This is a genomic window from Bacteroidia bacterium (assembly GCA_025056095.1).
Classification (GTDB): domain Bacteria; phylum Bacteroidota; class Bacteroidia; order JANWVE01; family JANWVE01; genus JANWVE01.
In genome coordinates this window covers 1-7,358 of sequence record JANWVW010000138.1, presented here as the reverse complement: position 1 = coordinate 7,358, position 7,358 = coordinate 1, and the positions used below count along the sequence as shown (strand labels likewise).

The window sequence follows — 7,358 nt, the reverse complement described above, 5'->3', positions numbered from 1 at the left end:
AAGCGAAAAGGCAGGAATTTGGTTTTTAGGTTTTGGGGTGTTTTATTTTGTTGTGTGTTGAGTATCAATTGTGTATGAGGTTAAGATTTGTGTTGTTGTGTGTGTTTTTTCTGCGTGAGGCATGCGAAGGGCGTGCGTCAGCACGGTGCGTAGCGCAGCGAAGCACCGAAGCGAAAGCGTAGCCCGTAGCACGCCGACCTTGTGGGCATGAGCGCAAGCGAAATGCCCACAAGGGCACGCCCAAAAATTAAAATTTAACCTTCGCATAGCTACCTTTTGCAAGGCTTAACAATAAACAAAGAATCCGCTAGTTGCTCATATTTTTTTATTTTTGCCCTTATGAAAATAAACTTTGTGCATTTTACTTTATCAAATGGGCTTAGAGTGTATGTGCATGAAGATCATACTGTTAGCCGTGTAGCTATTAACCTTCTATACAACGTAGGTGCAAGAGATGAAGATCCTAATCATACAGGATTTGCACATTTGTTTGAGCATTTAATGTTTGGTGGTTCTAAAAATATCCCTTTTTACGATGAAGTTGCTGAACGCATAGGTGCAGAAAATAATGCTTTTACCGATAACGATATTACAAACTACTATCTTATCACGCCTTCCAATCAATTGGAAACGGCTTTTTGGTTAGAATCTGACCGAATGTATAGTTTAGATTTTTCGGAAAAAAGTCTTGCAGTACAAAGAAATGTAGTTTGTGAAGAGTTTAAACAGAGATACCTCAATCAACCGTACGGCGATGCATGGCTACGACTGCGCCCATTAGTGTATAAAAAGCATCCATATCAATGGGCAACTATTGGTAAAGAACTTTCTCATATTGAAAATGCTACTTTGGAACAAGTTAAAGAATTTTTTTACGCCTACTACATTCCGAACAATTGTATTTTGAGTGTAGCGGGTGATTGTACTCCTGAACAAATTTATGCGTTAGCCGATAAATGGTTTGGCAGTATTCCCCCAGGCAAAAGACCTGAACAAAAATATCCCCAAGAACCTGAACAGTACGAGAAAAGAGTAGAAACAGTTTACGCCAAAGTACCTTTACCTGCACTGTACATAGCTTATCGCGTACCCGAACGCAAGCATAAAGACTTCTACGCGCTAAACCTACTTTCTGACATGCTCACAGGTGGAAAGTCTGCATATTTGTATCAAACGTTAGTTAAACAAAAGCAGTTATGTAATAGTGTATCTACTTACGTTACAGGTAATCTTGACCCAGGTATGTTTGTCCTGCATGCATACGCTCGGCAGAATGTGTCTTTGGGTGTTTTAGAAAATGAGTTTTTAAGTGCTATTGAACGTTATCAAAATGGCGCATTTGAAGATAGAGAGCTTGAAAAGGTAAAAAATCAAATGGAATTTTATGCTGCAAGTCAATTGAGTGAGCTTTTTAACAAGGCGTTTTATTTGGCTTATTATGCCCATTTGGGGGATGCAAACCTCATTCACACAGAGTTAGACCGATATTTTGAAGTTACTCGCCAAGATATTATACGCGTAGCACAAGAGTATCTTAAACCTGAAAGAATGAATGTGTTACAATATCTACCGCAAGCATAGATTTATTTGGATTGGCTTTGTAATTTTTTGGAACTGCTACACTGCTTGGGCACAAGATACTATAAGAAACGTGCCACCTTCACCGTATAATCCCGATAGAGCTGCGATATATTCTGCAATTCTGCCAGGAACAGGTCAAGTGTATGTAAAAAAATATTGGAAAGTTCCGATTATTTATGTTTTAGGGGCAGGTACAATTTGGACAGTGCATTACAATCATAAAGAGTACAAAATTGTACAAAGAGAGTTAGAGTTTCGGAATAAAAATAATGGCATGGTTCAAAATGAAATTTTCAAAAATGTATCTTCTGATGCTCTGCGAACTTACGCAGAAGAGCGCAGGCGCTATCGAGATTTATTCGCTATTGTAACCGCGTTGATTTATGTAGGTAACATTATAGACGCTTACGTGGATGCACACTTAGCTACCTACGACATTTCTGACGACTTGTCATTAAAATTTCAGCCTATTTTGAGAACACCTGAACATTCTTCTGAAAGTATGTATGCAGGAATCAGTTTAACTATTGGTTTGAACAAAAGGTGCTTTTCAAGGTAGCTTATGGTTTGCGAAAGATTAAAATAAATTTGCTGCTCAAAAGCCTATATTATTCTGTATTTTTGTAATATGCATTTGACTTTGTCTGATGGTGCTTTGTTGTACTACGAAGTTTTACCTTGTACTGCTAAACAAGACACAGATTGGATAGTATGGCTCAATGGATTGACACAATCTACGCTTTCTTGGAAACTTACTACTCCGTATTTTGAAAAGACACATCATCAGCTGTTAGTAGATTTTATTTTTCAAGGTCAATCTTCAGCTGCGCCGCATTTTAGAACATTTGAGAACCATGCAACGGACATTTTTACGCTTTTAGAACATCTCAACATTTCTACTGCGCACATTGCAGGTATATCCTACGGGGGCGCAGTAGTATTGCGTATGATGCACTTATATTCTCAAAAAATAAAAAGTGCAATACTTATCTCCACTTTTGCTTACAAAACTCCATACTTTGATGCTATTGGTGAAATGTGGAAAAAAGCCCTTTTAGTAGGGGGCTATGAACATTTAGTTGAAGTTATTTTGCCAATTGGCTTGGGCGCTTCGTATTTTGAAAATCCCGTTATTCCAATTGATGTGCTAAAAAATAATCGGATTAGTCAGCAACTTAAACCTGAAAATATCCTTGCACTCATGCAAGCTACCGCATCAAGCGAAAGAAATTACTTACCTGTTATAGCTCAAAATCCTACTAAGTCGCTGATTATCCACGGAGAGGAAGACTTTTTATGTCCGCCTAAATTTGGGCAGGACCTACATCAAGTTTTGCCAAATAGCAAATTGATTGTTATTCCCAAAGCAGGTCATACACTTAATTTGGAAGCCGTACCACAATTAGCTGCGCACATTTTAAGTTTTATTAGTTAGAAACTTTATATTTTTGATAGTCAAGATTTTATATTTAGATAGAGCATTTTTCTTTCATTTATTGAGTTCATTTTTACTAACTTGCAAGCCAAAGTAAAACTGTATGGCAAACATAGGTCGTATTGCCCAAATTATAGGTCCGGTGGTAGATGTGGACTTTTCAGAAAAAGGTTCTACATTACCTAAGATACTCAATGCCTTAGTAGTTACTCGCCCTGATGGTTCTAAGTTGTATTTAGAGTGTCAGAAGCACTTGGGCGAGGAGCGTGTACGCACAATTGCAATGGACAGTACAGATGGCTTAACACGCGGGATGCCTGTGGAAGACTTAGGTAGAACTATAGAAATGCCCACAGGGGATGAGATTCGGGGAAGGTTGTTTAATGTTGTAGGTGAAGCCATTGACGGACTTCCACAACCTAAATCAGAAAAGGGGTATTCTATTCATAAAAGCCCACCTGTTTTTGAACAATTAAGTACAGAAGTACAAGTTTTATATACAGGAATTAAAGTTATTGACCTACTTGAACCCTACCCTAAGGGGGGTAAAATTGGTTTATTTGGGGGTGCGGGAGTAGGTAAAACAGTTCTTATCATGGAACTGATAAACAATATTGCTAAGGCTTATTCAGGTCTGTCTGTATTTGCAGGAGTTGGAGAGCGTACTCGCGAAGGAAATGAATTACTTCGTGAAATGATTGAGGCTAATGTAATCAAATACGGAGAAGCTTTCAAACGTAGCATGCAAGAAGGAGATTGGGATTTGAGTAAAGTAGATTACAACGCACTTAAAGAGTCTCAAGCTACACTAGTATTTGGGCAAATGAACGAACCCCCTGGGGCAAGAGCAAGGGTAGCTTTATCGGGACTTTCCATAGCAGAATATTTCCGCGATGGCGATGAAAAGAGTGGTGGAAGAGATATTTTATTCTTTATTGACAATGTATTCCGTTTCACACAAGCAGGTTCAGAAGTATCTGCGCTTTTAGGGCGTATGCCTTCTGCCGTAGGATATCAGCCTACACTTTCCACAGAAATGGGCTTTATGCAAGAGCGCATTACTTCTACTAAACGTGGATCTATTACCTCTGTACAAGCAGTATACGTACCTGCTGACGACTTAACAGACCCCGCACCTGCTACCACTTTTGCACACTTGGATGCCACTACGGTACTTTCCCGTCAAATTGCAGCTTTGGGAATTTATCCTGCTGTAGACCCATTAGATTCTACCTCTCGCATCCTTACCCCTGACGTAGTTTCCAAAGAGCACTACCAATGCGCTCAAAGAGTAAAAGAAATTTTGCAACGCTATAAGGACCTACAAGATATCATTGCTATTTTGGGGCTAGACGAACTTTCCGATGAAGATAAACTAGTAGTTTATAGGGCCCGCAAGGTACAACGTTTCCTTAGCCAACCTTTCCACGTAGCTGAACAGTTCACAGGTATGAAGGGAAAATTAGTGTCAATTCAAGATACCATAAAAGGATTTAATGCAATTATTAACGGTGAGGTTGATCACATGGATGAGAATGCTTTTTATCTCGTAGGTACGCTCGAAGAAGCAATTGAGAAAGATAAGAAAATTAAAGCAGAGTTGAATAAATAAAGCTGCTTAGCTTTTTGCGCCGCAGCGTTATGCTGCGGTTTTTTATTTTTGCTTCATCTTAAAAAAATTGTTTTTTTCGCCCCCGCTTCGCGGGGGCGAAAAAACTTGAACATTATCCATTACAGGATTCACAAGCATCTGAATTGTCCAAAGAGCAAGCAATCTGTTGTTTAGGGGTATCTTCTTGAAGCTTAGTTTTGTCAATGGTAAACTGAATAGCATCTGCGGCGGCTTTGGTCCTTAAATAATACATTCCTGTTTTTAAGCCTGATTTCCATGCGTAAAAATGCATAGAGGTTAGCTTAGCGTAGTTAGGGTTTTCCATAAACAAGTTCAAGCTTTGACTTTGACAAATGAATGCTCCTCTGTCAGCTGCCATGTCAATCAAGGTTTTTTGCTTAATCTCCCATGCAGTTTTATACAGTTCTTTGATATGTTTAGGAATTTCAGGAATGTTCTGTATTGAGCCTTTGTGCAAAATGATTTTATCTTTTAGTCTTTCGTTCCAAAGACCAAGCTCTACTAAATCTTTCATCAAGTGTTTATTGACTACGGTAAATTCTCCTGAAAGTACCCTACGGGTGTATATGTTTGAAGTATAGGGTTCAAAGCACTCATTGTTTCCCAGTATTTGCGAAGTAGACGCTGTGGGCATAGGGGCTATTAACAAGCTATTGCGTAGTCCATATTTTTTAATGCTTTCTTTCAATCCTGCCCAATCCCAACGGTCAGAAGGGGTTACGCCCCACATGTCAAACTGTAATATACCTTCGCTAGCAGGTGAGCCTTGAAAAGTTTCGTAGGGTCCATATTTTTTGGCTAGTTCGTTACTTTCTAATAATGCCCCATAGTAAATAGCTTCAAAAATGGCTTTATTAAGTGCGCGAGCTTCTTCACTTTCAAACGGAAATCTCATTAAAATGAATGCATCCGCTAATCCCTGTACGCCTATACCTATAGGTCTATGCCGTTTATTACTGCGCTCTGCTTCGGATACAGGGTAGTAATTACCATCTATAATCTTGTTCAAATTACGAGTAATGACCCGAGTAATTTCCACTAACTTGTCAAAATCAAAATATCTTCGAATAGGATCTACAAATTTTGGTAAAGCAATGGATGCAAGGTTGCAAACTGCTATTTCATCAGGGCTGCTGTACTCTATAATTTCTGTACATAAATTACTACTGCGAATAGTACCTAAATTCTTTTGATTACTTTTTCGGTTACATGCATCTTTATAGAGCATGTAAGGATTACCGGTTTCTATTTGGGCTTCTATGATTTTTGTCCAAAGTTCACGAGCTCTGATAGTTTTTCGTTGTCTGCCTTCTTTTTCGTATTTTTCGTACAATTGGTTAAAAGCTTCTCCATATACGTCGTACAAGCCTGGTGCTTCGTTAGGGCAGAATAAAGACCATTCTTGGTCAGCTTCTACTCTTTGCATAAAGAGGTCAGGTATCCAAAGGGCATAAAAGAGGTCCCTTGCGCGTTGCTCTTCTTTGCCATGGTTCTTTTTTAGCTCTAACACGTCAAAAATATCGGCATGCCAGGGTTCTATGTAGATAGCAAAGGCGCCCTTGCGTTTACCTCCACCTTGGTCTACGTATCGGGCAGTATCGTTGAAGACCCTGAGCATAGGCACTAATCCATTAGAAACGCCGTTTGTCCCCCTGATGTAGCTGTCTTTTGCCCGTATATTGTGTACGCTTAATCCTATTCCACCTGCGGATTGGGAAATTTTTGCACACTGTTTGAGTGTTTCATATATGCCCTCTATACTGTCCTCTTTCATGGTCAGTAGAAAGCAGGAAGACATTTGCGGTTTTGGAGTACCTGCGTTGAACAAAGTGGGCGATGCATGGATAAACCAACGTTCAGACATTAAATTGTACGTTTCAATTGCCGCATCTATATCGTTTTTGTGAATACCAATTGCTACTCTCATGAGCAGGTGCTGCGGTCTTTCCACCACTTTACCATTCATTTTGAGCAAGTAAGAGCGTTCCAATGTCTTGAAACCAAAATAATCATATCCAAAATCTCGGTCATGGATAATAGTAGAGTCTAGTAGTTCTGCATTTGCCATTACAATTTCATAGACATCATCTGCAATTAAGCCTGCTTTTTGTCCTGTTCGGGGGTCTATGTAGTGATATAATTTGTCTATCGTTTTAGAAAATGATTTTTCTGTGTTTTTGTGCAAGTTGGAAATAGCAATCCGAGCGGCAAGTATAGCATAGTCAGGATGCTTAGTTGTCAAAGAAGCAGCTGTTTCTGCGGCTAAGGTATCTAATTCAGTAGTAGTTACTCCATCATAGATACCTTCTATAACCTTTTTGGCTACTTCTACGGCATCTATGTATTTAGGGTCTAGCCCATAACTCAATTTTTGAATACGAAAAGTAATCTTATCAAATTTTACAGATTCTTTCCGTCCATCTCTTTTAATGACGTACATAGTACCTTTTAATTAAATAGGTTTGTTTCTTTTTATGCAACGCAAAAATAAGTTAAATCTATTCCACTATAAAACAAAAGGCTGTAAACGGTTGATTTATAAGGCAAAAAATTTTTGAGTTAAAATTTAACAGGCTACTAATAGATTGAGCAAATTAGCTTTTCAATTGTAAGAGTGCATATAGATGAAGTTGATTATTTTTTGGGCGTGCCCTTGCCCACACTTCGCTTGCGCTTGTGTGGGCAAGGTCGGCGTGCTGCGGGCTACGC

The 7,358-nt window shown here is 39.0% G+C and carries 6 protein-coding genes; 4 read left to right on the top strand and 2 right to left on the bottom strand.

Annotated elements, in window-relative coordinates; all coding sequences use genetic code 11:
- Window positions 1-64: 64 nt before the first annotated feature.
- Window positions 65-244: a hypothetical protein gene (locus NZ519_09950; GenBank protein ID MCS7029075.1), complete on the bottom strand. Its 180-nt coding sequence runs from the start codon at window positions 242-244 to the stop codon at window positions 65-67.
- Window positions 245-339: 95 nt separating this feature from the next.
- Here NZ519_09950 and NZ519_09945 point away from each other — a divergent pair, with 95 nt between their 5' ends.
- From NZ519_09945 to atpD, 4 genes are all read left to right on the top strand, one after another.
- Window positions 340-1,581: an insulinase family protein gene (locus NZ519_09945; GenBank protein MCS7029074.1), complete on the top strand. Its 1,242-nt coding sequence runs from the start codon at window positions 340-342 to the stop codon at window positions 1,579-1,581.
- Window positions 1,553-2,140 carry a DUF5683 domain-containing protein gene (locus tag NZ519_09940; protein MCS7029073.1) on the top strand — a complete coding sequence of 196 codons (588 nt, stop codon included), beginning with the start codon at window positions 1,553-1,555 and terminating at the stop codon, window positions 2,138-2,140. Before NZ519_09945 ends, NZ519_09940 begins: the two co-directional genes overlap by 29 nt.
- Window positions 2,141-2,209: 69 nt before the next feature.
- Window positions 2,210-3,016, top strand: coding sequence for an alpha/beta hydrolase (locus tag NZ519_09935; protein MCS7029072.1), 807 nt, complete (start codon window positions 2,210-2,212; stop codon window positions 3,014-3,016).
- A gap of 103 nt (window positions 3,017-3,119) precedes the next feature.
- On the top strand, window positions 3,120-4,628 hold the full coding sequence (gene atpD, locus NZ519_09930) for a F0F1 ATP synthase subunit beta (protein MCS7029071.1): 1,509 nt from the start codon (window positions 3,120-3,122) through the stop codon (window positions 4,626-4,628).
- Between the two features lie 112 nt (window positions 4,629-4,740).
- On the opposite strand, the gene NZ519_09925 is transcribed toward atpD, so the two are convergent.
- A complete protein-coding gene (locus NZ519_09925) occupies window positions 4,741-7,089 on the bottom strand; it encodes a ribonucleoside-diphosphate reductase subunit alpha (protein ID MCS7029070.1) in 2,349 nt (782 codons plus the stop codon).
- Between the last annotated feature and the right edge of the window lie 269 nt (window positions 7,090-7,358).